This window comes from Vibrio sp. QJM3NY_39 (assembly GCF_057785895.1).
In genome coordinates this window covers 975,448-1,001,456 of record NZ_CM173505.1, presented here as the reverse complement: position 1 = coordinate 1,001,456, position 26,009 = coordinate 975,448, and the positions used below count along the sequence as shown (strand labels likewise).

20 protein-coding genes and 1 pseudogene are annotated in these 26,009 nt (G+C 42.3%); 7 read left to right on the top strand and 14 right to left on the bottom strand.

The genetic code is table 11. The annotated features are described in order from the left end of the window. Positions 1-132: 132 nt before the first annotated feature. From AC3CHU_RS04630 to AC3CHU_RS04620, 3 genes are all read right to left on the bottom strand, one after another. Entirely contained in the window at positions 133-5,229 is a 5,097-nt protein-coding gene (locus tag AC3CHU_RS04630; protein WP_488525162.1) for a FimV/HubP family polar landmark protein, read from the bottom strand. A 207-nt stretch (positions 5,230-5,436) separates the two neighbouring features. Further along, positions 5,437-6,450: an aspartate-semialdehyde dehydrogenase gene (locus AC3CHU_RS04625; RefSeq protein ID WP_004734159.1), complete on the bottom strand. Its 1,014-nt coding sequence runs from the start codon at positions 6,448-6,450 to the stop codon at positions 5,437-5,439. A 12-nt stretch (positions 6,451-6,462) separates the two neighbouring features. Next, complete coding sequence (locus AC3CHU_RS04620; protein WP_488525161.1) at positions 6,463-7,596, bottom strand: 4-phosphoerythronate dehydrogenase; 1,134 nt, start codon at positions 7,594-7,596, stop codon at positions 6,463-6,465. 48 nt (positions 7,597-7,644) lie between these two features. Here AC3CHU_RS04620 and AC3CHU_RS04615 point away from each other — a divergent pair. Further along, a pseudogene (locus tag AC3CHU_RS04615) lies at positions 7,645-7,925 on the top strand (hypothetical protein). Between the two features lie 167 nt (positions 7,926-8,092). On the opposite strand, the gene fabB reads toward AC3CHU_RS04615, so the two are convergent. After that, entirely contained in the window at positions 8,093-9,304 is a 1,212-nt protein-coding gene (gene fabB / locus AC3CHU_RS04610; RefSeq protein ID WP_017074539.1) for a beta-ketoacyl-ACP synthase I, read from the bottom strand. 128 nt (positions 9,305-9,432) lie between these two features. On the opposite strand from fabB, the gene mnmC reads away from it, so the two are divergent. Beyond that, complete coding sequence (gene mnmC / locus AC3CHU_RS04605; RefSeq protein WP_488525160.1) at positions 9,433-11,508, top strand: bifunctional tRNA (5-methylaminomethyl-2-thiouridine)(34)-methyltransferase MnmC2/FAD-dependent 5-carboxymethylaminomethyl-2-thiouridine(34) oxidoreductase MnmC1; 2,076 nt, start codon at positions 9,433-9,435, stop codon at positions 11,506-11,508. 221 nt (positions 11,509-11,729) lie between these two features. On the opposite strand, the gene AC3CHU_RS04600 is transcribed toward mnmC, so the two are convergent. The 3 genes from AC3CHU_RS04600 to AC3CHU_RS04590 form a co-directional block, all read right to left on the bottom strand. Continuing rightward, on the bottom strand, positions 11,730-12,251 hold the full coding sequence (locus tag AC3CHU_RS04600; RefSeq protein ID WP_065204979.1) for an NADPH-dependent FMN reductase: 522 nt from the start codon (positions 12,249-12,251) through the stop codon (positions 11,730-11,732). Positions 12,252-12,439: 188 nt separating this feature from the next. Next, positions 12,440-12,703, bottom strand: coding sequence for a YfcL family protein (locus tag AC3CHU_RS04595; RefSeq protein ID WP_004734185.1), 264 nt, complete (start codon positions 12,701-12,703; stop codon positions 12,440-12,442). Positions 12,704-12,712: 9 nt separating this feature from the next. Further along, the gene (locus tag AC3CHU_RS04590) at positions 12,713-13,243 is read right to left on the bottom strand and encodes an elongation factor P hydroxylase (protein WP_488525159.1); all 531 of its coding nucleotides are present in this window, start codon (positions 13,241-13,243) and stop codon (positions 12,713-12,715) included. A 299-nt stretch (positions 13,244-13,542) separates the two neighbouring features. Between AC3CHU_RS04590 and AC3CHU_RS04585 the strand changes: the two genes are divergently transcribed. Beyond that, a complete protein-coding gene (locus tag AC3CHU_RS04585; RefSeq protein ID WP_108196203.1) occupies positions 13,543-14,166 on the top strand; it encodes a trimeric intracellular cation channel family protein in 624 nt (207 codons plus the stop codon). 108 nt (positions 14,167-14,274) lie between these two features. Here AC3CHU_RS04585 and aroC read toward each other — a convergent pair whose 3' ends face one another. Next, a complete protein-coding gene (gene aroC / locus AC3CHU_RS04580; protein WP_004734182.1) occupies positions 14,275-15,360 on the bottom strand; it encodes a chorismate synthase in 1,086 nt (361 codons plus the stop codon). 297 nt (positions 15,361-15,657) lie between these two features. On the opposite strand from aroC, the gene AC3CHU_RS04575 reads away from it, so the two are divergent. The 4 genes from AC3CHU_RS04575 (at position 15,658) to AC3CHU_RS04560 (ending at position 21,727) form a co-directional block, all read left to right on the top strand. Then, positions 15,658-16,161 (top strand): GNAT family N-acetyltransferase, encoded by a 504-nt coding sequence (locus AC3CHU_RS04575; protein ID WP_488525158.1) that lies wholly within the window; start codon positions 15,658-15,660, stop codon positions 16,159-16,161. Between the two features lie 298 nt (positions 16,162-16,459). After that, the gene (locus tag AC3CHU_RS04570) at positions 16,460-17,953 is read left to right on the top strand and encodes a tyrosine-type recombinase/integrase (RefSeq protein ID WP_488525157.1); all 1,494 of its coding nucleotides are present in this window, start codon (positions 16,460-16,462) and stop codon (positions 17,951-17,953) included. 8 nt (positions 17,954-17,961) lie between these two features. Beyond that, positions 17,962-20,982: a VPA1269 family protein gene (locus AC3CHU_RS04565; RefSeq protein WP_488525156.1), complete on the top strand. Its 3,021-nt coding sequence runs from the start codon at positions 17,962-17,964 to the stop codon at positions 20,980-20,982. Between the two features lies 1 nt (position 20,983). Then, positions 20,984-21,727: a hypothetical protein gene (locus tag AC3CHU_RS04560; RefSeq protein ID WP_488525155.1), complete on the top strand. Its 744-nt coding sequence runs from the start codon at positions 20,984-20,986 to the stop codon at positions 21,725-21,727. A gap of 323 nt (positions 21,728-22,050) precedes the next feature. Here the strand turns inward: AC3CHU_RS04560 and AC3CHU_RS04555 are convergent, their stop codons facing one another. The 6 genes from AC3CHU_RS04555 to AC3CHU_RS04530 all read right to left on the bottom strand — a co-directional run bounded on the left by AC3CHU_RS04555 (position 22,051) and on the right by AC3CHU_RS04530 (position 25,747). After that, on the bottom strand, positions 22,051-22,314 hold the full coding sequence (locus tag AC3CHU_RS04555) for a helix-turn-helix domain-containing protein (RefSeq protein ID WP_488525154.1): 264 nt from the start codon (positions 22,312-22,314) through the stop codon (positions 22,051-22,053). Between the two features lie 207 nt (positions 22,315-22,521). Next, a complete protein-coding gene (locus AC3CHU_RS04550) occupies positions 22,522-22,956 on the bottom strand; it encodes a hypothetical protein (RefSeq protein WP_488525153.1) in 435 nt (144 codons plus the stop codon). A 186-nt stretch (positions 22,957-23,142) separates the two neighbouring features. Beyond that, the gene (locus AC3CHU_RS04545) at positions 23,143-23,910 is read right to left on the bottom strand and encodes an alpha/beta hydrolase family protein (RefSeq protein WP_488525152.1); all 768 of its coding nucleotides are present in this window, start codon (positions 23,908-23,910) and stop codon (positions 23,143-23,145) included. Between the two features lie 194 nt (positions 23,911-24,104). Next, entirely contained in the window at positions 24,105-24,494 is a 390-nt protein-coding gene (locus tag AC3CHU_RS04540) for a hypothetical protein (RefSeq protein WP_488525151.1), read from the bottom strand. A 169-nt stretch (positions 24,495-24,663) separates the two neighbouring features. Further along, positions 24,664-25,137 carry a hypothetical protein gene (locus tag AC3CHU_RS04535; RefSeq protein ID WP_488525150.1) on the bottom strand — a complete coding sequence of 158 codons (474 nt, stop codon included), beginning with the start codon at positions 25,135-25,137 and terminating at the stop codon, positions 24,664-24,666. Positions 25,138-25,294: 157 nt separating this feature from the next. Further along, a complete protein-coding gene (locus tag AC3CHU_RS04530) occupies positions 25,295-25,747 on the bottom strand; it encodes a hypothetical protein (RefSeq protein ID WP_488525149.1) in 453 nt (150 codons plus the stop codon). Between the last annotated feature and the right edge of the window lie 262 nt (positions 25,748-26,009).

Here is a 26,009-nt window from a genome sequence, read left to right as displayed (position 1 = left end):
TGGGGCTAAAACTGCAATAAACAACCACTACCGCCCTAGACGGTGGTTTTAAGAAGCCAAATAAAACAAAGGCGCTTGGGCTCACCCCAAAATAAAGGGTAGCCAACGCTACCCTTTATGATTTTTTTAAACTTATCGACCGTTTAAGGTATCGATAAGATTCTTTGCCTCTCGACGAATATCATCGCTGCCGTCAACTATCGCCTCTTCTAGAAGCTTAATTGCACCTTGCGAATCACTCATCTCGATATAGATTTTAGCCAAATCGAGCTTACCAGCAGCTTCTGCATTGTTGTCGACATCATAGTTGCCGATATCACCAATAACATCAGGGAATTCATTGAGACCAACATCCAGCTTCAACTCTTCATCATCTGGATTAATGGCTTCTTCGCCTTCTTGCTCTACTTGAGCCATCAGTTCGTCAATCGTCATGTATTGCTTATCACGACTGTTACCTGACTCTGTTAGATTATCTTGTTGACCCCAATTCTCTTCTTTAATTTTAGGTTCAGCTTGTTTTTCAGCCGATGCCCAAATCTCTTGTTGATCGTCAGGTACACCATTGTGCATGCTTGATTGCTGCTCTGGAGCTAAGTTAAAGCCTTTCCAATCTTCACCGCCAACTTCAAGCATCGCATCGATATCGAGCCCTGCACTGTCAATCGATGTTGCATCTAGTGGCTTCTCAAACATATTGTCGACTGAGTCTTGGACATCTTCTGAAAGCAACTCAGCCAATGCTGTTTCATCAAAATCGTCAAAGCCTTCTAGTGGTTCGTCTTGAACCGCTGTAGGTGCTGAGTTTGATTCTAAAGGCGTTGAATTTAATCCTGAAGATGAACTCGGTGAATCATCTGGTTGTGCGAACGCTGCCAGTTCAGGTTCTTCTGTATCTGAGAGCCCTTCTTCGTCCGAGAAACCCTCTGTATCCGAGAAATCGTCAGCGTGACTAAAGCTTTGCGGGTTTGAGAACAAATCATGCAGCGCATCTTGCTCTTCACCTTGCGGACTAAAAGAAGTCAGTGGTGTCGGCTTCTCTGCAAACGCATCTGAGATGGCTTCGTCTTCACCGTATTCAGGCAAATCAAGCTCATCGAACTCGACGCCTTCTTCTTCCGCTACTGGCTCTGCGCTGCTTTGCTCAATATCATCTAAAACAGAGTCTGCTTTTGCGCTTTCTTCGTCATATTCAGGAAGGTCAAGATCATCGAACTCAAACTTGTCTGCCTCAGGAGCGAGATCTTGCTCTAACTGAGCTTCATCAGGCTCACTAACGACTTCCGCTAATGCATCTTCTTCACCAAACTCTGGCAGTTCGAAGTCATCAAACGAGAACTCGTCTTCTTGTCCTAGAACTTCAGCTTGCGGTGCCGATTCTGCTTGTGGCTCAGATGTTAATTGTGGTTCTAATACTGATTGAGGTTCAGCGTCTAGTTGAGGTTCAACAGCAGGAGTAATTGGTTCCGGTATTACTTCAACATCAGCTTCAACATCAGCTTCAACATCAGCTTCAGCATCGGCTTCTGCCAATGCGTCTTCTTCATTAAACTCAGGAAGTTCGAAGTCATCAAACGAGAACTCTTCTTCGCTGTCTTGTCCTAGAACTTCAGCTTGTCCCGTAGCGTCAACTTGCGGTGCCGATTCTACTTGAGGCTCAGCGTCTAGTTGAGAATCAACAGCAGGCGCTACTGGTTCTGGTATTACTTCAACATCAGCTTCAACATCGGCTTCTGCCAACGCGTCTTCTTCATTAAACTCAGGAAGTTCGAAGTCATCAAACGAGAACTCTTCTTCGCTGTCTTGTCCTAGAACTTCAGCTTGTTCCGTAGCTTCAATTTTCGGTGCCGTTTCTGCTTGAGGTTCAGTGTCTAGTTGAGGTTCAACAGCAGGAGTAACTGGGTCTGGTATTACTTCAACATCAGCTTCAGCGTCCACTTCTGCCAACGCATCTTCTTTAGCTGTATCGTCTCCAATCAGCCAATCATCGTCTTCTGGTACACCGAACTCATTTGGAATGATTTCTGGCATATGTGCAGCACGGGCTGGCTCTGGCTCTGGCTCTGGCTCTGGCTCTGGCTCTGGCTCTGGCTCTGGCTCTGGCTCTGGCAAGGATTCAACGATATTTTCAAGTTCATCGCTACCTTGAATTTTCGGTTCAAAGTCAAAATCAGAGTCTATATTCGCAGGAGATTCAACATCATCAATGGCTTCGGCTAACCAATCTTCTACCGTTTCTTCATCGTCTTCAGAGATATCATTCAAAGACGACGGCGAAGCTTGATCTTCAGTACTCGCAGCGATGTCTTCACGCTGATCTTGTACGTCAGCTTCTTCCGAATCTGATGCTTGTTGCTCAGTGTCTTCTTGAGTCGGCTCTTCAAAAGCTGGTTTGTCAAAGTCAGAATTCTCAGAGAGCAACGAGTCAACATCCAGTTCATCATCTTTAACAGACGACACCGCTTCTTCTGGTGATAATTCAGAACTATCAGAAAGAGACGTTTGTTCTGGTTCCAAAGCAATTTCAATTGATGCTTCAACTGGCTCTTCAGTAGCTTGCAACGAATCGTTGTCATCAGAAGTCATCAACTCATCAATCAATGCTTCATCTGTTGTTTCTAATGCGTCATCAAGCAACGCATCCGTTGCAGGCGCTACACCAAACAAGTCATCGATAAAGTCATCACGATTAAAGGCTTCATCATTTTCTGGCTTAACATCAGCACCGTCTTGAATCAGTTCTGAATCTAATGAAGCATCACCAACAAGTTCAGGTTGTGGTGTTTCAGTAATGTCCGTTATTTGCTCAGGCTCGACTTCAGAAGGCTCTGACGTTAATTGAGTATGTTCAACGTCTGAATCCTTGATAAGGTCGTCGTTGGTTTTATCAGAACCAAAGGCAACATCTAGATCTTTATCAAACGTCAGCTCTTCTGATTCAAGCTCGTCTTCAATGCCACTTGTCAGTAAATCATCAAACGGGTCTAAAGATTCCGATTTTGGTGAATTGGCTTGGTCCGCTGAAAGCGCATCATCCGATAGTTCACTATCAAGGAAATCATCAAGTAAGTCGGTGCTCTCTGCATCGAGTTCGAAGTCATCGTCAGAATCTCCGATTAATTCATCCAGAGTTTCCGTGCTGTCTTCTGCAATGTTTAGCTCATCATCAGTCGATAAACCAGAAAGCTCTTCAAGTTCGGATAAGGCATCAAAACCTAAAGGCTCACTTTCAAGCTCATCATCCGATTCATCGCCCAGCATTTCATCAAGGAGTTCGGTCGAGTTGCTTAGGTCAACGTCATCCCCTTCCAACTGCTCATCAAGTAGATCAACGCTGTCTTGAGTCTCTTCATCAACGATTGGCTTATCAAACTGAGACAAGATGTTTTCGATATCATCATCAGACGCCAAACCATTGTTTAGGTTCGTCGCTATCTCATCGTCGCTATCGAGGTTGAAAGGATCATTCGCTTGCTCGTTCTGAGCGGCAACCTGAGCAAAGATGTCATCAATATCATCCTCTACACTAGGAGCTGCAGATTGAGTGGTCTGTTGTTCAGAGATCAGAGCATCAATATCAAAGTCGTCATTGCTTATGTCCGAAGGTGTAGCATCGCTTTGTTGTTCTGAGATAAGCGCATCGATATCAAAATCATCGGTTATTGATGTGTCGGCACTAGAAGTAGAATCATTTTGCTCTTCCGAAATCAAAGCATCGATGTCGAAGCTATCATCATCTTCGTCATCAAGAGAAAACAGGTCATCTAATAGTGACTGGTCTAATTCGTTAGAGCCTAAATCTTCAGTCTCGGATTCTTTAGATAGCAGTGCTTCAATGTCATCAGCAGACATTGCGTTATCATCTGAGAGATCAAAATCGACTTCATCGGTATCAAGTGCGCTTTCTGCGCTTTTATCGAGCGCGCGCTCCATCTCTTCAAGGCCAAGCGCTTTATCTTCACCATTAACACTGATGCCGTTGCTGCTGTCCAAGTCCAGATCATCAAAGTTAGTGTCTAAATCACCATTTTCGCCAATGCTCGCAAATGGGTCATCATCTTCACCGTCGAGATTGAAATCGAGATCAGATTCATCCAATCCTGCAAATACATCATCTTCTTCAGCAAGAGCTTGGTCGTCAAACAACTTATTGGCATCGTCTTCAGTGCCAAACAAGTCATCGTCTAAAGACAGCTCGTTAAGGTCGTCCATCTCGTCGCCCAATGTAATAGGCGCGACGCTGCTTGGTTCAGGCTGAATCGGTTGTTCTTGAGTGGTTTGCTGTTGTTCTTCATTTTTAGAACGACGGCCTATCAGCATCACGATGATCAAGCCAAGTAGAAGACCCGGAATAATCGCAAGAGCCGCAACTAACCAACCATTAGATAACAGTTCATCCATGGCACTTGGTGCCATTTTTTCAATTTCGGCGTTCTTTCTACGCTCTTCATCAAGCAGCTTTTCCACTTCGCTACGAATGCGGTCTTCATCACTGAGCTCTGTTTTTAGCTCATCCACTTCCAATTGAACATTCGACAGCATCAAACGAAGTTGATGGTTTTTTTCTTCGAGTGACAGTAACTCAGTTTCTGAAAGCTCTAATTGCTTCTCAAGGTGGTTCATTTCCTTGGCACCGGTTAGCGGCTTGTTATTCACTATCTCTTGATTACCAATTATCGATTTATCGACAACTTTAGGTTCGCTAACCTTAGCTTTGGATTGTGCATTTTTAGGTGCTACATCTGGTCGACTTGACGCTTGCGCTACTTTAGGTTTTGAAGCGGTAGGCTTTGTCGCAGGAGCATCAAGCTTAGCAAGGTGCGAGTTCATGATGTTGATAGCTTGCTGCGTCGAACTTGCACGTGCTTGCTCTAAAGAAGGCACACGTAAATTACTGGCAGGCAGCAGGCTATGGATATTCTGATTTTCAAACGCTTGTGGGTTTAAGCGATAAATCGCCAACAATGTTTGTTGGACTGAAACGGAGTTATCAGGGCGTAACCTTGAAGCAATAGACCATAGCGTTTCTGAGCCACGAGTTGGACCATAGAAACGTGAAGGCTCAGCGCTATTCAATTGCGCTCTTTGAAGAGGTTCTGAAAACGTAGGCGCTGATTGTATCTGGCCATTAGGCCCTACAACTCGAATGGAATCTGCACGAACAACGGAAATCTGAGTCGCAATGATAAAGGCAAAAGGCATTAACCACGGCTTGAAAAATTGAAACATAAAAGGCTCAGCTAGGTGCTTAAATTCGGAAAAGTGATGATCTATTAAATATATCGGATAAATGACGTAAAACTATAGAGATGAAAACAAAAAATGTGTTGCAGCAACAATATTCGCAGCAATTTCACACAATTTGACTAACAATATTTTCAATCGATTAAAAAAGCCCCACTAAAGAGTGAGGCTTGATAATCAAAGCAATGAAGCTTAGAAGTAATCGCGAATCAGAACTTCAGCGATTTGAACTGCGTTCGTTGCTGCGCCTTTACGTACGTTATCAGCGACTACCCACATGTTCACGCCGCTGTGATGGCTGATGTCGCTACGAATACGACCAACCATTACGTGGTCTTTACCACCCGCATCACGAACCTGAGTTGGGAAGTCTAACGCTTGGAATACTTCAACGCCTTCCGTGTTCTCTAGAAGTTGAATAACTTGCTCTGCACCGATTGGCGCGCGAGTTTCAACGTGTAGGGATTCAGCGTGACCGTAGAACACAGGAACACGAACACAAGTCGGGTTCACCGTGATTGACGAATCAGCAAAGATTTTCTGAGTTTCCCAAACCATCTTCATTTCTTCACGTGTGTAGCCGTTCTCTGTAAATTCATCAATCTGAGGAATACAGTTGAACGCGATCTGCTGTGAGAATGCTGACTTGTCAGCTGGCATGCCGTTAAGAAGCTTAGCAGTTTGGCCTGCTAGCTCATCGATACCCGGCTTACCTGCACCAGACACAGATTGGTAAGTAGAAACGTTAATACGCTCAAGACCTACTTCATCGTGAATAGGTTTAAGTGCTACTACCATCTGAATAGTAGAACAGTTAGGGTTCGCGATGATGTTGCGGTTACGGAACTCAGCAATCGCTTCAGGGTTCACTTCTGGCACAACCAGAGGAACATCGTATTCATAACGGAAACGTGATGTGTTATCGATAACCACCACACCTTCGTCAGCCGCGATTGGAGCCCAACGCTCTGAAAGCTCGCTACCTGCAGAGAAAAACGCAATATGTACTTGAGACCAATCGAAGTCTTCTACATTTTGTACTTGTATTGTTTTGCCGTTAAAACGGGAAGTTTTGCCTTCACTACGTTCACTTGCTAGTAAGTGCATTTCACCGACAGGGAATTTACGCTCTTTAAGTACTTCAAGAATGGTTTCACCAACCGCACCAGTCGCACCTAAAATAGCAATATTAAATTCTTGGCTCATTGTTTCTCTCTTTTATAAAGTTGGCTTTACCATAAAACCGAGTTTAGATAACGGCGTTAAATTACAAGATTCATCGCCCGTTAACTCGACTGCACTGTACTCTCTACGGTCCCAATATTCTTTACGCATCTTGTCAAAAGAACCCGGCGTAGAGATATTGCGACGGAATAAGGCGTCGTCTTTGCGCACATCATAGATCAACTGAGTCAAATTGTGCAGTGTTGCTTCATCCCAAGCTCTATCTAATTTCATTTGAGGTACTGGGGCTGTCGGCAGAAGATCGCTTGCATAAGCACGCTGTTCAGTACCTAAAAACTCACAATAACTGTTGAAGATCATCGTGGTACCACGTGCTTTACCCTCTAAACCGTAGCCCGCTACGTGAGGAGTTGCAAAAGCAAGCAGTGGAAGCAGCTCAAAATCGACTTCAGGTTCAAACTCAAACACATCAAGAACGGCAGTAAAACCATCGGCTTTTTGCAAGCGAGCTTTTAACGCTTGGTTATCAACAACAGGACCACGAGCCGCATTAATCAAAATTTGATCAGCACGGAAGTTATTCAGCGCTTGCTCATTAATCAAGTGATGCGTTGGGAACTCACCCGTCTTAGTGATTGGCGTATGCAGAGTGATAACGTCTGACTGCTCAAGCAGTGTCTCTAATTCCGTAAACTCGCGAGTATCACCCTCTTGTTGTTTTAGAGGATCGTTCAGCAATACTTTAATGCCAATGCCTTCAAGGCACTTCGCTAAATAACTGCCCACTTGACCGCAACCGATAATACCGACCGTTTTGTCGAATACAGAGAAGCCTTGTTGCTGCGCAAGTACCATCATTGCGCTGAAGGCATACTCAGCGACACCCACCTTGTTACAGCCAGGCGCCGCAGTAAAGAAAATGCCACGCTCTTTCATCAATGCTTGGTCGACATGGTCCATACCAGCCGTTGCGGTTCCAACAAACTTAAGCTTGTTCGCTTTGCTGATCAGCGCTTCATTGACCTTAGTCACCGAACGAATCATCAGAGCATCTACGTCAACAAGATCGTCAGCGGTTAGCGTTCGACCGGACTTCATTGTCACTTCACCTAGTTGGCTAAAAAGCGCTTCAGCGTAAGGCATATTTTCATCGATTAAGATTTTCATTGGGAAGTTACTTTCGTTGGGGTCTGTCGACCTTAAATGTGAATTGAAATGATTGTGCAAAATTCCACACACGGTGTCGAGTCGCAATTGGAATACATTATAAATAAAGGGCTGAATCGCCTAGCCTACACATACAAGAACAGAACTAATGGTAAATACCCAAAATCACAAAGTTAAAAGCCAAAACGAAAAATGCCCGATTGAATAAACAATCGGGCAAACATCCAGAACAAAAGGATCCTATCTCGCTCTCCAGGAGACAGAGTCTTGCGTCTGTTCAACCAGTACTAACCAAAGTCACTACTGGTCAAGCTCTGGAAACCTTTTAATTTCTAAACCCAGATTTAAAAAGTCATGTTCAAAAAAACACGTATAAAACCTACATTTAAAAAGCTTTGTTCTGTTGGTCATGGTTAGTGGGCAACCTATGCGTGTTGAGTCTGCACTCACGTCACCCATTAACGATTAACCTTTATTAATTTAACCTTAGCTTCAATTAGCCTTGGTATTTTTTGATTACTAGCGTTGCGTTCGTACCGCCGAAACCAAAGCTGTTAGACATAACTGTCGTTAGCTCTTGCTCACGGGTTTCAGTTACGATGTCTAGGCCTGCGCCTGCTTCGTCTAGGTTTGCTACGTTAATGCTAGGTGCAATAAAGCCGTTATCAAGCATTAGCGTTGAGTAAATTGCTTCGTGTACACCAGCCGCACCTAGAGCGTGACCTGTCATCGCTTTAGTTGCTGAGATTGCTGGGCTGTTGCCGCCAAAGACTTCTTGGATTGCGCCAAGTTCTTTAACGTCACCAACAGGAGTTGAAGTACCGTGAGTGTTCACGTAGTCAACACCATCAACGTTTTGCATTGCCATCTTCATACAACGAACCGCGCCTTCACCAGAAGGAGCAACCATGTCGTAGCCATCTGAAGTTGCGCCGTAACCCACGATCTCGCCGTAGATTTTTGCGCCACGAGCAACTGCGTGCTCAAGCTCTTCGATAACTAGCATGCCGCCACCACCAGAGATAACGAAACCGTCACGGTCTGCATCGTAGGTACGAGAAGCCAATTCTGGAGTGTCGTTGTACTTAGTAGAAAGTGCGCCCATTGCGTCGAACATCATAGTCAGAGACCAATCCAGTTCTTCACCGCCACCAGCGAATACAACGTCTTGTTTACCCAGTTGGATAAGCTCCATAGCGTGACCAATACAGTGTGCCGATGTCGCACATGCAGAACTCATAGAGTAGTTCACGCCACGGATTTTGAATGGTGTAGCAAGACAAGCAGAAACCGTAGAAGCCATTGTACGTGGAACCATGTATGGACCAACGCGCTTAACGCCTTTTTCACGGATGATGTCTACAGCGTTAACTTGGTTTAGAGATGAAGCACCACCTGAACCCGCAACGATACCTGTGCGGTCATTAGATACTTGATCTTCAGTTAAGCCAGAGTCAGCAATTGCTTGCTCCATTGAAAGATATGCGAATGCCGCTGCATCACCCATAAAGCGCATTTTTTTGCGATCGATATGGTCAGCAGGGTTCATTTTCAGGTTACCCCAAACTTGAGAGCGCAAGCCATTTTCCTTGAACTGCTCTGAAGCGGTAATACCTGATTTACCCTCTTTCAGTGATGCTAAAACTTCTTCGACGTTGTTACCGATACTTGAAACAATACCCATACCGGTGATTACGACTCGTTTCATGTGACATTCCTATAATTCTAAATTCAGCTAGATGATAACTAAGAAGCCTAACAAAAGTGGTCAGCTTTCCTAGAAATTCGTACAATCCCTACCAACATATCGCTTCAAATCACAAAATGATAGATTTTATGACTTCAATTACTAATGCAGAACTGGAATGGAATGAGTCTGGCACGCCAGTTTCAGACCAATTTGACGACGTTTACTTCTCTAATGTTAACGGTTTAGAAGAAACTCGCTACGTCTTTTTAAAACAAAACCACCTTCCAGAGCGTTGGCTTGAACATCAACAACGCCGTTTTGTGATAGCTGAAACCGGTTTTGGTACAGGTTTGAACTTTCTCGCAGTCTGGCAATGGTTCGATGCTTTTATTAAAGATAACCCACAAGCAATGACCAAAGAGTTACATTTCATCAGTTTTGAAAAATATCCTTTAAATAAAGATGATCTGATCAAAGCGCACCAATCTTGGCCAGAATTAGCCCAGTACGCGACGCAACTCCAAGAACACTATCCGATTGCTCTGCCTGAATGTCACCGTATTGTTTTGGGCGATGGCGCGATCACACTCGATTTATGGTTTGGTGATATTAAAGATTGTATGCCAAACGTGCCGACCCCGCAGGAAGGTTTGGTTGACGCTTGGTTCTTAGATGGCTTTGCACCGAGTAAGAACCCAGAAATGTGGAATCAAAACCTATTCAACGGAATGGCCAAATTGGCAAAACAAGATTGCAGTTGTGCAACGTTTACCGCTGCCGGTTTTGTTCGCCGCGGTTTAATCGAAGCTGGCTTTGCGATGAAAAAAGTTAAAGGCTTTGGTACTAAGCGGGAAATGATTGCCGGCCGACTTGATGAGAAGCACGCTCACACCAACATTAAACCTTGGTATGGCCTAGCTCAACACAGTAATTCACAAGATATCGCCATTATCGGTGGTGGTGTTGCCAGCGCTGCGCTTGCAAAAACGTTAAGCCGACGTGGTAAAAACATCACCCTTTATTGTGAACACCAACAAGCCGCTGGAAATGCCTCTGGCAACAATCAAGGTGCCATTTATCCGCTACTCAGCGAAGCGACATCTAATGTTTCAAGAATATTTGGTCCGGGCTTATTGTTTGCCCGCCAATTTATTAGTCAAGCAGCACAATCAGTAAACTTCGATCACAACTGGTGTGGCGTAAATATCTTGATGTGGGATGAAGGTTCAACCAAAAAGCTCAACCGTATGTTAGAAGGCAATTTCCACACAGACTTAATTCAGCGCTTAACGCCCGAACAAGCCAACGAAAAGATTGGCTTACCGGTTGATAAAGAGAGTGTTTACTTCCCACTGGGTGGTTGGTTAAGCCCTCTTCAGCTTACTCAAGGTTTGATTGGCAAGTTAGAAGGGACCAACCAAGTAAGCGCACACTATCAATACCAAGTAACACAACTTGAATGGCTCGAATCTGAACAGCAATGGCAGCTGACGATTGATACACCTCAAGGTGAAATTCAAACTAAGCACGACCAAGTGGTTGTCGCGAATGGACACAAGTTCACCCAATTTGAGCAAACTCGCCCCGTACCTCTGACGCCAGTTAAAGGGCAAGTGAGTCATATCCCGACTACAGAAAACCTCAGCAAGCTAAAAACGGTGTTGTGTTTTGATGGTTACTTAACGCCACAGAATCCAAATAATGGTCACCATTGTATTGGCGCGAACTACGACAAAACCAATATCGACCAAGAATTTGATATTGAGGTTCAACAACATAATGGCGAGCGCTTACACGGCTCGTTGCCGGATCAAGCGTGGACAAAAGATGTCGACACCAGTGACAACTTAGCGCGCCAAGGTATCCGAAGCGTAAGCCGAGATCACCTACCATTCGTCGGTAATGTTGGCGATTTTGAATCCATCAAAAAGCAATATCAGAATCTGCACAACTTTAATCCGCAGCGTGATGCTATCGACGGTATCGAACCTGTTACCAGCTATCCGAACTTGTTCTGTTTTATTGGTTTAGGCTCACGTGGTTTGAGCTCGACCCCTCTTTTAGCAGAAGTCTTAGCCTCACAAATTTGTGGCGATCCTCTACCTCTTCCGGTTGATGTGCTCGAAGCCATTCATCCAAGTCGAATGTGGATTAGAAGATTACGCAAAGGCAAAGCGTTAACAGAAGGTTGGGTTTCAACGAAACAAGCCAGTGCGGACTAGTCGATTCTAGACTAGGTCTAAATATTCAAATAAGTATTAGGCCGTGTTGATCTTACGAGCTGATTTTTGCAGCGAAAGGTCAACACACCCTAATTCGACCCAAACAAAAAGCCCGAGCATATCTCAATGCTCGGGCTTTGTTTTTTCAATCTTGTTTACGTCGCTGCTTCTTATTCTAGAGCAGCACGTTATTTTGCAGCTATTCGCTTTACTTTCTGCTTTTACAGCTTAGCAATCGCGTCTTTAATTTGAGCGGCAATCTCTTCATTGCTGATTGAACCTGACTCAAAATCAAAGTTATCGTAGAAGCTAGGCACTGAAAGTGATGCTTTAACGTTACCGCCAAAGTATGGCGCTGAGCCTGTAGCTGCGCCAAGTACCGTCTGTGCACCACCTGGGCCCGGAGATGTCGCTAAGTAAACCGCAGGCTTCTCACCAAATACTGAACGCTCAATGCGTGTCGCCCAGTCAAATAGGTTTTTGTACGCTGCTGGATAATGACCGTTGTGCTCTGCGAAAGAGATAACAAATGCGTCCGCTTCTGCTAAGTCACGCAAGAATGCTTGAGCACCTTCCGCTTGGCCAATCTCTTTTTCAGTGTCTTCACTGAACATAGGCACGTTGTAGTCGTTGATGTTTAGGACTTTTACTTCAGCACCTTCAATCAAGTTTGCTGCGTAAGTTGCTAGTGCTTTATTGATAGAGGTAGAGCTGGTGCTTGCGCCGAATGCGATAACTTTCATGATGTGACCTTTTCTGTGATTCTGTTAAGTGGGATTAGAATAACGTAGTCAGAAAATGGAACCATCACAAGAAATGAACGGACTCATTCAAAAAATTCGAATGAGTCTCAAATTATTGGTTCGTTCAAAAATGAGGAGGAAGAGTAATGAGCGAATTACGGTAGACGAATAATGCTAGACGAATAAAATTAAGCTTGGTTTTGCAGCTCAACCCAAAGGTCATTAACGATCGTGCGATCGGCTGGCGTCAATTCAGAACGCGCATCTTCTAGGCTCTTCTCAATACGCAATTTAACTTCGGCTACGTCTTCAATGCCGTCTTCTTCACATGAAGCCACTGAAAGAGAAATATGACCACGTAAGTAACCACCAGCAAACAGTTCATCGTCTGATGCGTTTTCAATGCGAGCATCAATTACTTCAAGTAGTTTTTCTTCAAATTCGATAATCATAATATTCTCTTATTTCACAATAAATTGGCTAGTACATAAAGGCGCAACATCATAGAAGCTGCGTAATGCTTCAGAAAGCATTTTCACGCGAGGCGGAAGACCAGCTTCAAAGATACCCATGACTTCGCTGTGTACTTTATTCATAAAGGCCAAACGATCTGGCTCAAAATCGCCGTGTAGATTGTCACAGCTGACATTAAAAGGAAAGCCTGCACTGGTCGCAATGATCCATTCATACGCTTGTGGGCGAACTTCTACTTTTTCAAACTCAGCTTGAACCGACTCAGTTCGGCCATCAGGCTCATACCAGTAACCAAAATCTTCCAATAAACGACGCTCAGGACCAGCCACACACCAGTGTGCTATCTCGTGAAGTGCTGACGCGTAAAAGCCGCGAGCAAATACGATACGGTGATGAGCAACCTCCCCATCGGCTGGCAGGTAAATAGGCTCGTCCGCTCCCAGTTCTAGCTTGGTATTAAAGCTCTCGAAAAAGGTTTGATTGAAAATGTCGATGATATCTGGGTATTGGTGCGTCATAAGATCAAATTTAAATAAAAAGAACTGGGGCATTTTGCGTTTTTTTAAGCGCTCGGTAAAGCCCTATCACTGGCAATGACATTAGGTTCATCATAATACTTTACGATGACAATCGATTGCTGATCCCAGATTACACCATTTTGAGGTGAATGATTAGTTTAGCTAATCTGAAATGCCTATTCACGGTACAAATATTCATTCGTCAATCAGCGTTTTTACTACTACACTCGCGCTTCATTTTTATATCCCTATGGCCTATAAGACTCCAATTTATAGACCTAAATTATAGAGCTACAGCAATGCTACTAAGTGTTTTGTATATCATTGGCATCACGGCAGAAGCCATGACCGGCGCTCTCAGCGCTGGCAAACAAAAAATGGACTGGTTTGGTGTAATGTTGGTTGCAAGTGCAACGGCAATTGGCGGCGGTACAGTACGAGATATCTTACTCGGCCATTACCCTTTAGGTTGGGTTGAAAACCCACAATATCTGGCGATCACCTGTATCGCGGGTGTTATCACAACAGGACTGGCTAAATGGGTAATCAAGCTAAAAGGCTTGTTCATTCGTTTAGATGCTCTAGGTCTTATCGTGTTCAGCATCATTGGCACTAAAGTCGCGATGACCATGGGTCTGCACCCAATGATCTGTATGGTGTCTGCCTTGGTCACTGGCGTGTTCGGTGGCCTGTTGCGCGATCTTATCTGCCGTCAAACACCATTGGTTCTGCATGAAGAGCTGTATGCATCTGTCGCCCTTGTCGCTTCAGGTTTATACCTAGGTTTGCTTGAGCTTGGCGTTAACGACGTAACCGCAACGATTGTTACTCTTGTGGTTGGCTACTTGCTGCGTATGGCAGCTGTAAGATTCAAATGGCGCTTGCCGTCTTTCCAGCTTGATCCGGAAAGCTCTGTACATTAGATATTCTGCGTAATTGAGAATATAAAAAGGGTTGCTTCATTACGAAGCAACCCTTTTTGGTTTCTCTCAAATCAGTTTCAAATCTGTTCTGAATAAAACGAAGCAGAACTAGATTTTTGGCGTTTCTGTTGTCACACCAAAGTTTTGACCACGGTGACGTAGCAAGTGATCAAGCAGCACGATAGCCAGCATCGCTTCAGCAATAGGCACCGCACGGATACCCACACATGGATCGTGACGACCTTTAGTGATTAACTGCGTTGCTTCACCGTCTTTAGTGATCGTGTCACCAGGAACAGTAATGCTTGATGTTGGTTTAAGCGCAATGCTCGCCACAATATCTTGGCCAGTAGAAATACCGCCCAAGATACCGCCAGCATGGTTGCTGCTGAAGCCTTCTGGAGTTAATGGATCACGGTGTTCACTACCGCGTTGATTAACGACATCAAAGCCATCACCAATCTCAACACCTTTCACCGCATTAATGCTCATTAGAGCGTGAGCAATGTCAGCATCTAAACGATCAAATATTGGCTCACCAAGGCCTACAGGCACTTTAGTCGCAACCACTTGAATCTTCGCACCGATCGAGTTGCCTTCTTTTAGCAGGTCACGAATCAGTTGGTCAAACTCAGGAACTTTGTCGGCATCTGGACAAAAGAACGCGTTGTTTTCGATCTCATTCCAATCCACTTTATCAATTGAGATATCGCCCATTTGAGAAAGGTAAGCTTGGATTTCAACACCAAATTCTTGTTTCAGGTATTTCTTCGCAATTGCACCTGCCGCTACACGCATTGCAGTTTCACGAGCAGAAGAGCGACCGCCGCCACGGTAATCACGTACACCGTACTTTTGATGGTAGGTATAGTCAGCATGACCAGGGCGGAATTTGTCTTTAATTTCGGAATAGTCTTTAGAGCGTTGGTCTGTATTTTCAATCAATAGACCAATAGAAGTGCCCGTAGTTTGGCCTTCAAATACACCTGATAAGATTTTCACTTCATCCGCTTCACGGCGAGCCGTTGTATAACGAGAAGTACCAGGGCGACGACGGTCCAAATCTCTTTGAAGGTCTGCTTCGGTAATTTCTAATCCTGGTGGGCACCCATCTACGATACATCCTAGTGCGATACCGTGACTTTCTCCGAACGTAGTCACGCGGAAATGTTGTCCGATACTGTTTCCTGCCATTACTTCCTCTAAATCAGCCATCACTCAGAAGGTTTGATTCCTAAACCAACTAGCTAATAGCTTTACTTGTCTATTCTTCGTGAATTCATAGTGGCTTTATTACTAAATGATGTAAACCCCAAAAAACGAACAATTTTAACTTTCTATTACATAAGCCGAATGAAATGAATAACGAGGGAAAATGAGTGGCGCTTTAAAGTGGTGATTTTGAATAGTTTCATGTCCAGTTAACAAAGGTTAATGAACTCGGTTTGAATACTCTCTATGTTGTAGCCCAAAATAATTAGGAGAAAAGTGATGATCGAGTGGAAAGTTAAAAAATTTGCGGACCTGTCTGTTCAAGAGCTATATGATTTCTTACAGCAAAGAGTCGATATTTTTATCGTGGATATGAACACACCCTATAGTGACCTAGACGGCAAAGATAACCATCCAGAGACCTATCACATCATGGGTTATGAGAACGGACACCTAGTGGCTTACAGCCGAGTTATGGCTCAGAAGCTTGGATACCCCGTAGATGTTCTCCCTTTGCTCGATTCTGATGCAGATGATGTTTGTATCGGGCGAGTGATCGTAGCGAAAGAATGCCGAGGTAAACAGATAGGTAACCAGCTCATGCAAGTGAGTTTTGATGCCACTCGGAAGATTTACCCTGATTGCTCAATTTTTATTTCGGCACAAGCTCATCTTAAAGACTATTATGGTAAGTTCGGTTTCGACGTAGTGACCGATCATTACTTGGAAGATGGATGCAGTATGCTAGGCCTTAGATATACCCCACAGCTCGTTGCCGTTTAGCAAAAACTGAAAGATTAAGTCGTTCTGAAATGCAAAAAACCCGACAGCTCAGGGAGTTATCGGGTTTCTTTAAATAGTGGTACGCCCTGAAGGATTCGAACCTTCGACCACCTCCTTAGAAGGGAGGTGCTCAACTAACCCCCAAAATATCACTTACCACTTATTACCAGTTATTCCCTATTCTTTACCTTTTAAGTTAAATTAAAGACTTTTCAAGATGTTCCTTCACACCCAATGATTTGCGTAACCCCCAAACAAAAGTTACCATATAATAAATAGTGGCGGCTTAGGGAATCGAATGAAGGAACATGCACCGGTAGGTAGACACCATATTGTTATAAAACAAAGAATCGCTACTAACCCTGCGACAATATTTCCAGTCCTGCATATTGAAGGTTCTAGTGGCTACTCAATTATGTGGTCTCTTATTGAGTATTTCCTTGCCAACCAGTCCAAAAGTGATACATGGATGGGTGATACAGCTAGAGCTATTGGGCTATTTTATGATTACAGTATAGAAACCCATAAGCTAGGGCTGAATAAACGAGCTCAGTTTCATAAATTCCTTTCTAGTTTAGAGCGCGGAACCATAGATACTGAGACTCATCAAGATGAGACGAATCTGTACTGGGCGCCAACTGGGTTAGATAAAACCAAAAGACTTCGTACTAGACTTGTCGCTTTTATTGATTGGATTATGTATGAAGAGCTAGAAGCGAGTGGTAAGTCTACTTTCATAGCCTCAAAAAAGAAAAATGAGAAATTGACCCTTTCTCTGTTAAAAACTGCACGTGATATTATTAAACTAAGCCCTATGTCACATACTAAAGATGTGATGAAAACCGCTGGACAGTTATCCCAATCAAAAAAGGCTTTAGGCTACGAATTTGAGGATGACCCCAAAAACCATATTAACGCTCAGAGCGAAAATAAAGCGTTTCCTGTAGAGCTAATCTCACCTTTAATACAATTTGGTTTTGTCAAAAACCCAATCGCAGAGAACCCTTTTGAACGTGAAGACATCACTGCAAAAATGATCACCATTCTCCTGCTATTTGGTGGTCTTCGAAAAAGCGAACCTCTCCACCTTTGGTTTAACGATGTTTTCCCGTACTCAGACTTTCAATGTCAAGCAAAGCTATTTCACCCTAGGCTAGCAAAAACCAATCTATTAGGTGAAAAGGAAAAGACAAGAGAAGAGTACCTAAAAGAACGGCACATGAGACCCCGCCACGACAAAGTGAACTCTAAATCACTGAGAGCTCGTTGGAAAACACTAGCTGTTGATAAGACTACCTATTCTGCTGACATTTTTTTCTTACATCCTTCAGCAGAGGCTATGTTCGTAACTCTATACCAGATGTATCTGTCGTATAGAAGTAAGTTAATGGAAACCTACGTCAAGAACGAGGGGCATGATCATCCATTCCTTTTCGTATCAGCAGGCGTAGATAGGCGAACAGGCAAAAGCTATGTTGGCGCACCTTACTCAGTTAATAGTTTCACCGAAAGTTACAACAAAGCCTTGGACCGACTTGAGCAACATCTAGGTATGAGAATTGAACGTGGAAAAGATGCAGGTTTAAATCCTCATGCATTACGCCACTGCTATGCTCAATTCCTGACAGATGCAGGGGTTAACGAGAAGGTCATTCAGAAGTGTATGCATCACAGGACAATCAACGCGCAAGAAGCATATAAAGGAATATCATCACAGAAGGTACGAGATGTGTTAGCTAACTACTCTGTATCTAGTGTTATTCAAAACAAGGTTCAACTTACCGCATCATGAAGGATCAAATGACCACAACAAACTACCTACAATTTAAAGGTATAAATTACGGTGAATCTGTTACTCAAAAGGACTTAGCTCTACTTGATGGTCTATTTGCCCCTAGAAACAAACAAAAGACAAATCGACTACTAACTGCTTACTATAGAGCTAATGAAACTTTAAAAAAAATCGTAGCCAAGGGTGACTTGTCAGTTAACAGCCTATTTTTTTATCAAAAAATCAGTGTGGACAGCTACTATTTTTTAGGTGAGTTATTGAATGGAAGTGATTCAAAAATCCTTAATCAGCTAACGATGCTTTCGGACAGTGTTGAGCTGACAAACAATATTCGCACGTCAAATGCGATAGACACGGCTATTAGACAATTTAGTATTGCAGTCGAAGTTTTTCGTATCACAACAGGTGTAGAATCTTTAGAAGAAACTTCTGTAGAAGTATTTAAGCAGTTCATAGCACCTTTACGTACCGAAGATAACCGTTGGCACCCCGACTTAACCCCACATGCTCACAAGGCTATTAGATACCTAGCACGATGCTTTGATAAGCACCTCAACAGTACCGACTGTCTCAAACTGGTAGAGCTTCAACGGCGCGATACAAGGCATAAAACAAAGGATCTATTTGATAACCCAGAAAAGCACATGAAGGCTTGGGTTAACTCTTTCCATGAATTTCTGAACGCAAAAAATGCATTTGAAACCGGGCATCTCAAAGATCGATTTACTAAATTCAGGAACTTCCTTGAGTTTACCTATACATCCGACTTTCCTTCCGACCCGACACTGTACTTTTCCAAATTCAGGAACGATGAGTTTTATAATTGGTTGAAAGATGACAGAGATAAAAAGTCCATAAGCAGTAGTGTGTTGATTTTGACACTAACAACGATCGTCGACTTTAGTAACTGGTATATCGGTGGATACATGTCGGAAACAGATGAAACTGGTGAACTTGTAACTGTTGGCTACCCTATTTTGTCAATGCACAAATTCACTCAGGCCGTCTCAGAGTATGGTTCTGAAGATAACGGAAAAGACATTAAACTAAGTGAATCAGCAAAACCTACCCCACCTATTTGGATGATTTTAAAACTCAAAGAAATCTTAACCGAGAATGACTTTGCATGGCCTAAATCACTATCAGATCAATACAACGAGAATATCGTTGACGAGGACGGTAATCCTATTTGGATTCCGGTTATTACCTACGTTTATTTGGTTATGCTTGAAATACCCATCCGAAAAATTCAGGTCATACGACTTGACTCTGGAGAAGGGGATCAATGGAGATACAACCCAGAAACAGACGTGTGGGCAAAAAACGACCATCAATTAACAAACTATTGGAAAAACATTGGAGCCAAAGTTCATAATAGAGGTGTTCTAAGACGTAAATTGATCAGTGGAGTATTAGCTCCTCAGTTTGTATTTTATATCAACTCTAATAAAGTCTCAGACAAAGAAGTTGGCTTCAGTGAGAAGTCGGGATATGAAATACCTTGGAAGAATGCGACTGTTATTAAGTACCTTGATGACTTAAGAGATTGGCAGGAAAAGTATAATCCAGTGACTTATCCTGTAAGATTCCAAGATATTCCAAAGACAGTTTTTGAGGCCGAGCCATCGGAAAGTGTACTTGCAAGAATCCCTGACCGCTTTTATCTGTTCCGCAGTGCGAAAGATATAAAGAACGGTAATTGTCAAATGCCTCCAACTAACCGAAACCTGCATGAGTTCTGGGTTAAGTTGATGGCTGAACTTGAAAGACGACTCCACTCAGAAGGAATTGAGTGCCAGATTATTCTCACCAGAAATAAGACTACTAATGCACCACAAAGCGCTTTATACACTCCACATGGGTTACGCGTAGCAGGATTGACATCTTTAGCACAGCAAGGAGTTCCAATTGAGGTACTCAGTAAGATTGTCGCTGGGCACAAGAGTATCTTGATGACAATCTATTATGTGAAATATCACCCAAGCCACATTACAGAAATTCTTAACGAAGCTAGCAGAGATATTGAGTTGGACTACCAAAAGAGCTTTCAAAACTGGTTAAAAGAAGCTGCTTGGGATGAGGTGGCAAAATATGCAGCATTTAACTCAAGCGAAGCCATCAATAGTATTAAGTCTGATGCGGCAGGGTGCTTGGTGGGCTTATGGAATAGTACTAACCTTGGTATCTGCCCGTATAATGGTACAAGGTGTCATGATGGCGGAAAGTGTATTCGAAAGAACGGAAAGAAAAACACTTACCTTCCTGTTGAAGATAAAAACTGTGTCGTATGTAGGCACTTTATCACAGGTTTGCCATGGCTAACGGAACTATGGGTTCATGCGAATAGCCTTATTCTTCAGTCTGAGAAAAAAGCTGCTGAAATACAGGAGAATGAGCAAGTGGTTCAAACATTAAAAGTTGAACAACTAACCCTTAGAAAAAAAGGTCAGGACGTTTCCCCGCAGCTTGTTACTAAGCTCAAAAAAAACGAGACGATCCAAGAGCGATTGGCAATTGAAGAAGATAAATTATTCAATGCATTACACTCCACTCACAATTTAATCGAAAAGATTAAAAACCTCCCTAAACCACCTATATCAAGTGTTCAAGGGGATTCATCTGGTTGCGTGCCAGCACTTTTGATGGATAGTGACTCTGATTTTGATATCGACTATACAGAGGCTCCAAACAACTTTTCAAATCTAGATTTTGTAATTCAGGCAAGTCGTATTTACAAACATGAAAGAAATGAGGACTTCGAGAGAGAACGCGATCAGTTCATCGATACAATCCTTTTACGGAACGGTTTCGAACCCATGATGCTTATGAATTTGACCTCTGAAGAAAAGCAACAATCTGCGGACTCCTTTGCTAAATTCTTAGTAACAAGATTTGATGGAGAAACACTCCAATTACTGAAAGATGGCCGTAAGACTTTTGCAGAGCTTGGTATCGAGCAAGAATGCTCAAAGGCAGTACCCGTACAAGCCCTACAGAATATAGAAATCAAAGCATCGGCGAACCAATAAAATGAACAATAACAAAATCCTAACCAACAACGACGTTAAAGCTCTGTATCAATCACTAGAAGAGCGTACGACAAGAGGATCGGTTAAAGCGATCCTAAAAGATATAAATGAAGTTTGCTCCAAAATGGTCGATGTGAACGCAACCCCATCTGTACCAACTGTAATAAGCGCACTTGCTAGTAAGGGGGTCATAATTTCTGCGCAAACAGTTCATAATAGAAGACATGGTAAAAACCCTTATCCAATTCTTATCGACGCTTGGATTGAGGTGGCTCACGGCAAAAGCCTAAATTTCGATAAGGTTGTAAAATCAGCGACTGAACCACAACCTGACACTGGAATAAAAGTCACTGGAACTACGGGATTAATCACTGATGAAGATTTGCTAAAGATTCAAGACCCCGTATTGAGATACAAAATTTCAGTACTTTACGGCCAAGCAAGTTCTCTAAAAAAACAGAACTCTATGTTACGTGAAATACGAGAGCTCCCAGCTATTAAGCCAGATCATCAAGCAGAAGTTATATTGAACAATGAGAAATCCCTCAGCCATACAGAAAACAACCAGCTTGATAAATTTGACCTTGAGATTCTGAGCAATTTCTTAAACAATCAAGGGGCTAAAGGATTAGAATTCGACAGTACGGGAGCCCTTTGGGCAAGTAAAGCTATCCGAAGGGGTACAATATTATCTGACCCGGGACTAAAGGACGTTATCGAAAAAATTTTACAGCTAAAGTTATAATGATCTGTTTAATCGCTACTCTTCAAATTCCATCTAAAAGCTGTATTGTAGGGTTGACTAATACTTAACTACTTGTCTTAAATCAGCGCATGTAAAAAAGCAAAAGTGAGACAGCATAGCTACACTAGTCTGTCATTGTACAATGTGGCGAACCTGAACAAATTTAGCCTAACCTTTCTGGTCAGTTGTCCATCGTTGTCCACCAATGAACAACAATAAAGAGAAGTGAACCGTTAGTTTATAACTCGCTGTGATTTGCTGTAGAGAAGTTGGAAATAGCCTGTTTGAAGGAGGCACATCAACCCCCTGCTAACTTGTATAAATTATTTACTACCATCTTCTGCAAATAGCTCTTCGATTTCATCCCAGTCAGGTAGTTGATGTGTTTTTTCTACAACCTCAAACTGTAAATCAACAGCATTTAACAACCTTTCAAATATATCGAATGAACCTGTAAAACGACCATTTTCGATTTCTGAAATGGTTGTTTTATTAATTCTGGTCAGTTTTGATACTTGTACCTGTGTCAGCCCCTTATCAATACGTGCATGCTTAACCTTTAATCCTATTTCAGGCCTACAAGCCATAGTTCACCACCGTCTTGTTAGCTATATAGCTAACATTTTAGGTCATATTGCAATTATTAGCTATATAGCTAACAAGAAAATCGACAAGGCGTCCCATCAGTTTGGCTAATTTAAGAATTCACAAATAACCACAAGTATGGAAAGTCACTTTACTTGGTGTCGAATTGATGGTGTAGTTCAAAAAAGAGCCGCACTTCAAACTTGATACTAAGTGTGGAACCCCATTATTGTTTCGCTTGCTACAAATGCCAATCCAAACATGCCTAATATGAACGTAATAATTCCAAGCGCACCCAAAACCACTATAAGCACTTCTAATTTCGCTGGTTTACCAGATGCATCAATATTGGGGACTTTGTCTAAAACCTTACGCCAACGCTCACCAAACAGATAATCTCGAACAATAATAGTAGCTAGCATAATTACGCCAAACACTATTGTGGCGAATAACAACCACCATGAGTATTTTATCGCTATTAAAGCACTATCAGTTAAAGGTAAGCGATCACTTTTCAGAAATATACCAATCGATACAGTTAAAGCCCCACCGGAAAGAACAAATACAGCTTTACCCAATGAGTCAGCCCGAGTCCTAACGTCTTGTTGATGCTGGTTAAACATCTCATCTTCTTTTGTCACCATACCTCACTTTGAATTTACTGATGAACACCATATAGCCGCTTAAGTAGTGAGCGACACTACCACCAAACCTAACCTAACCTATAGTGCCGTAAACACTAAATTTAAAGCAAACCAAAAATGCCGAGCGTTGCGAATCTGTCTTAAACGCTTTGTTAGCTGTTTATTGCTACAGATTTACTTTTTAGCCTACAAATTTTTATTCAACCATTTTATCGTATGATCTCTCATGTCGTTGGAAAAATAATGCGATTCATCAGCTAAATTGAACTCAATTTCAGTATTATTTTTATCGTATTTACTCTTCACTTTTTCATAAAAGTCCTTCGCAAAATTGGCAGGAACCCAATCATCTTTCTCGCCATTTATAATCAACATAGGGCGAATTTCATTTTCTATAAGGTACAAGCATGGATCAATCTCTGCCATATGCCTAATAGCTAGCTTCTCATCATCACTAAGAATCTTATTCACCGAACCTGCTTGTAAGGCGAACTTCTCCAAACCGACAAAATCAGGAGAGCCGAGAATTGGTACTGCAACTTTAATAAGTTGATTTTGAGTCAAAGAATAAAATGTGGACATTGCGCCCATAGAGATACCCACAACCGCAATCCTCGATCGATCAATCCGAATATCTTCCTGATAGTGATCAATGAGTGTATTTATGTCATCTGAATTCTGCTTGATAACCCCCGTCATTCTTTTAATAAAGCTCGAATGACTACTAACATTTTGAGCATTACCATCACCTCTTTCGCCATGTTTATCTGCATCAAAGCAGATAACAGAGTAACCCTGAAGAGCTAAATTTAAAGCTAGATTAGCACCTTCATATTTATCATTGTTCCACCCATGACAGATGATGACTAAAGGATTATTGACCGACTCTTTTTTGCAATAGTGTAGATATACAATCTCACCCATATTACTTTTTTCGACTACAACACCTTCCATGAACGCCCCATATATTCAATGTATCCGTTTACGAACACAATAAACCGTCAGACTTCAGAAAACAGCTAACGCCCTGTTAAGGGGTGAGCAACGCAATACAAAAGCCGCCGCAAACCACCTTAATCACTAAATTCAACGCATAGTGAAAATGCCACGCGTTGCGAATCCCTCTTGAACAGTTTGTTATACCCGTGCTATCTGCTAAGTGAAATCATGTGCAGACGTGGCTTTTTTAGCTGCTCAATGAGTACAGGGAACAACGAACTTACCAGCTTTTTTCTGACTTCGTATCTTTCGTCGAACCAGTCGATTTCCTCTAAATCCAAATGTGATTCGTCAATTTCTAAAAGTGTTGCTTTAAATCCACCTGACGGCAATCTGGTTAAACTTTGTACTGTTTCATAGAAATCTTCGACGCTATCCGGAATGTCTAAAAGTATTGCATTCTTATCTTCTGAGTACCAAAGGCTTTTGGGATAACGAGTGATGAGGTAACTTTCGAGACCTATCGTTGCATCAAATTGGTCTCTACGTTCAACTGGTAACTCTATTTTAAATAAATTATACGTACTGCTTTTAGACATAGTTGCTCCTTTTACCAAGTCATTATTTTATCGTAGGGTATAACGCCCAATTAAGGTGTGAAGCACGCTACCACAATACTCAAATTGGACGCCATAAATACTAAACTTGACCCAAACCAAAATTGCCAAGCGTGCTGAATCACTCTTAAATTGTTTGTTAGCCCTGATCTTACTTGGTGCCTAGAGGGCGGAAATTAGGAGAGCGCCACTCTGTCTGTTTCTTGGTGAAACGCTTAAATGGTTTGACGTAGATTGGCATACACTCCCACTTAACTCTCTCCCAATCATGCTTAAGCAAGAACGACATAGCATTTGAAAAGTCAGCCATAGAACCTTTGTGAGTCAGTTGATCAAACAACACCAATAAGTGTTTATCGTAATCACAATTCGGGTTAATTGATGTAGAAAGACGTGCTCTTAACTTTTGGATTTTATCATCTGCCGGAATTAAATCTGCACTAAATAGCTCTGCTACTTCTTGAGTTAATACCCGCATTTCTTGACGCCACTTAGTCCGTTCTTTTGTCACTTGCTCAATATGAACAGCTCTCTCTTCCTTTCGTAGGGACAAAAACGAAGCAAACCACCCACCTATTGCCGTTATGCTGATACCTGCAAACAACGAAATTAAATCTATATCCATTAATACCTAGCTTTATCTAAAATTTAAATTTGTGCGAAAAGGGCTAACGCCGCATTAAGGTGTGAGCGGCGCTTGGCTATACTTGAGCGAAGCGAAAATGCCAAGCGTTGCGAATCACTCTTAAATGCTTTGTTATGTGCCTGAAACGACACGAGGTTTATTTTGGCGTTATCGTAACATTGAAGATCATTTCAAGAACTTGAATTATACCGACCTTTGATGACCATACGATAAATAGTAATACGCCTAATGAAACAATAAAGCCATAAGAACCAAGAATACTTTGATAAACTCCAGTCCAAAAGCTAGGAGTCTTAGCTTGGACTTTGCGCTTGACCTCTGCTTCAAAGAACTTTTCACGATCTTCTAAATCCTCTTCCAAAAATGTTACGGCAAAGTTTTGGAGAATTTCTGCAGCTTCATTTTTATAGAATTCAATTTGAGCTGGTGACCTTGAAATATTTTGAAATGTATCTAACTCACTGTCTCCATTTTCCTTGATAAATTCGATTTTTTGCCGTTTATACACAGAGTAGGCAATAATTCCTGCAATATTATCTTTATCATCACCAACTAACTGATTATAAATGTAATTATAATTATTCGGCATTCTTCCTCGCTTTTATTGAAGCAACCCTTGCTGCTGCTTCAATGTCTTTCCTAGATTTCTTGGCATAAAAATTGGAGAACCGAGTATCAAGATCACCACTAGCGGGTTTATGACTAGAGATACGATCTAAAGTGGAATTCAGTACTTTCTTTATAGATACCTGCATATGCAAACTCCTAAACTTCTTCATATCAATTCTATATGATCCAAGCACTGATTGAAATAATGTACGCAACTGGGCACATAACATTTTAATATCGTG

Coding starts and splice junctions, on each gene's coding strand:
- AC3CHU_RS04565 (WP_488525156.1), top strand. CDS start 17,962: ATGACCACAACAAACTACCTACAATTTAAAGGTATAAATTACGGTGAA.
- AC3CHU_RS04620 (WP_488525161.1), bottom strand. CDS start 7,596: ATGAAAATCTTAATCGATGAAAATATGCCTTACGCTGAAGCGCTTTTT.
- aroC (WP_004734182.1), bottom strand. CDS start 15,360: ATGGCAGGAAACAGTATCGGACAACATTTCCGCGTGACTACGTTCGGA.
- mnmC (WP_488525160.1), top strand. CDS start 9,433: ATGACTTCAATTACTAATGCAGAACTGGAATGGAATGAGTCTGGCACG.
- AC3CHU_RS04590 (WP_488525159.1), bottom strand. CDS start 13,243: ATGACGCACCAATACCCAGATATCATCGACATTTTCAATCAAACCTTT.
- AC3CHU_RS04585 (WP_108196203.1), top strand. CDS start 13,543: ATGCTACTAAGTGTTTTGTATATCATTGGCATCACGGCAGAAGCCATG.
- AC3CHU_RS04550 (WP_488525153.1), bottom strand. CDS start 22,956: ATGGTGACAAAAGAAGATGAGATGTTTAACCAGCATCAACAAGACGTT.
- AC3CHU_RS04630 (WP_488525162.1), bottom strand. CDS start 5,229: ATGTTTCAATTTTTCAAGCCGTGGTTAATGCCTTTTGCCTTTATCATT.
- AC3CHU_RS04555 (WP_488525154.1), bottom strand. CDS start 22,314: ATGGCTTGTAGGCCTGAAATAGGATTAAAGGTTAAGCATGCACGTATT.
- AC3CHU_RS04625 (WP_004734159.1), bottom strand. CDS start 6,450: ATGAGCCAAGAATTTAATATTGCTATTTTAGGTGCGACTGGTGCGGTT.
- AC3CHU_RS04535 (WP_488525150.1), bottom strand. CDS start 25,137: ATGGATATAGATTTAATTTCGTTGTTTGCAGGTATCAGCATAACGGCA.
- AC3CHU_RS04530 (WP_488525149.1), bottom strand. CDS start 25,747: ATGCCGAATAATTATAATTACATTTATAATCAGTTAGTTGGTGATGAT.
- AC3CHU_RS04570 (WP_488525157.1), top strand. CDS start 16,460: ATGAAGGAACATGCACCGGTAGGTAGACACCATATTGTTATAAAACAA.
- AC3CHU_RS04545 (WP_488525152.1), bottom strand. CDS start 23,910: ATGGAAGGTGTTGTAGTCGAAAAAAGTAATATGGGTGAGATTGTATAT.
- AC3CHU_RS04575 (WP_488525158.1), top strand. CDS start 15,658: ATGATCGAGTGGAAAGTTAAAAAATTTGCGGACCTGTCTGTTCAAGAG.
- AC3CHU_RS04595 (WP_004734185.1), bottom strand. CDS start 12,703: ATGATTATCGAATTTGAAGAAAAACTACTTGAAGTAATTGATGCTCGC.
- AC3CHU_RS04600 (WP_065204979.1), bottom strand. CDS start 12,251: ATGAAAGTTATCGCATTCGGCGCAAGCACCAGCTCTACCTCTATCAAT.
- fabB (WP_017074539.1), bottom strand. CDS start 9,304: ATGAAACGAGTCGTAATCACCGGTATGGGTATTGTTTCAAGTATCGGT.
- AC3CHU_RS04560 (WP_488525155.1), top strand. CDS start 20,984: ATGAACAATAACAAAATCCTAACCAACAACGACGTTAAAGCTCTGTAT.
- AC3CHU_RS04540 (WP_488525151.1), bottom strand. CDS start 24,494: ATGTCTAAAAGCAGTACGTATAATTTATTTAAAATAGAGTTACCAGTT.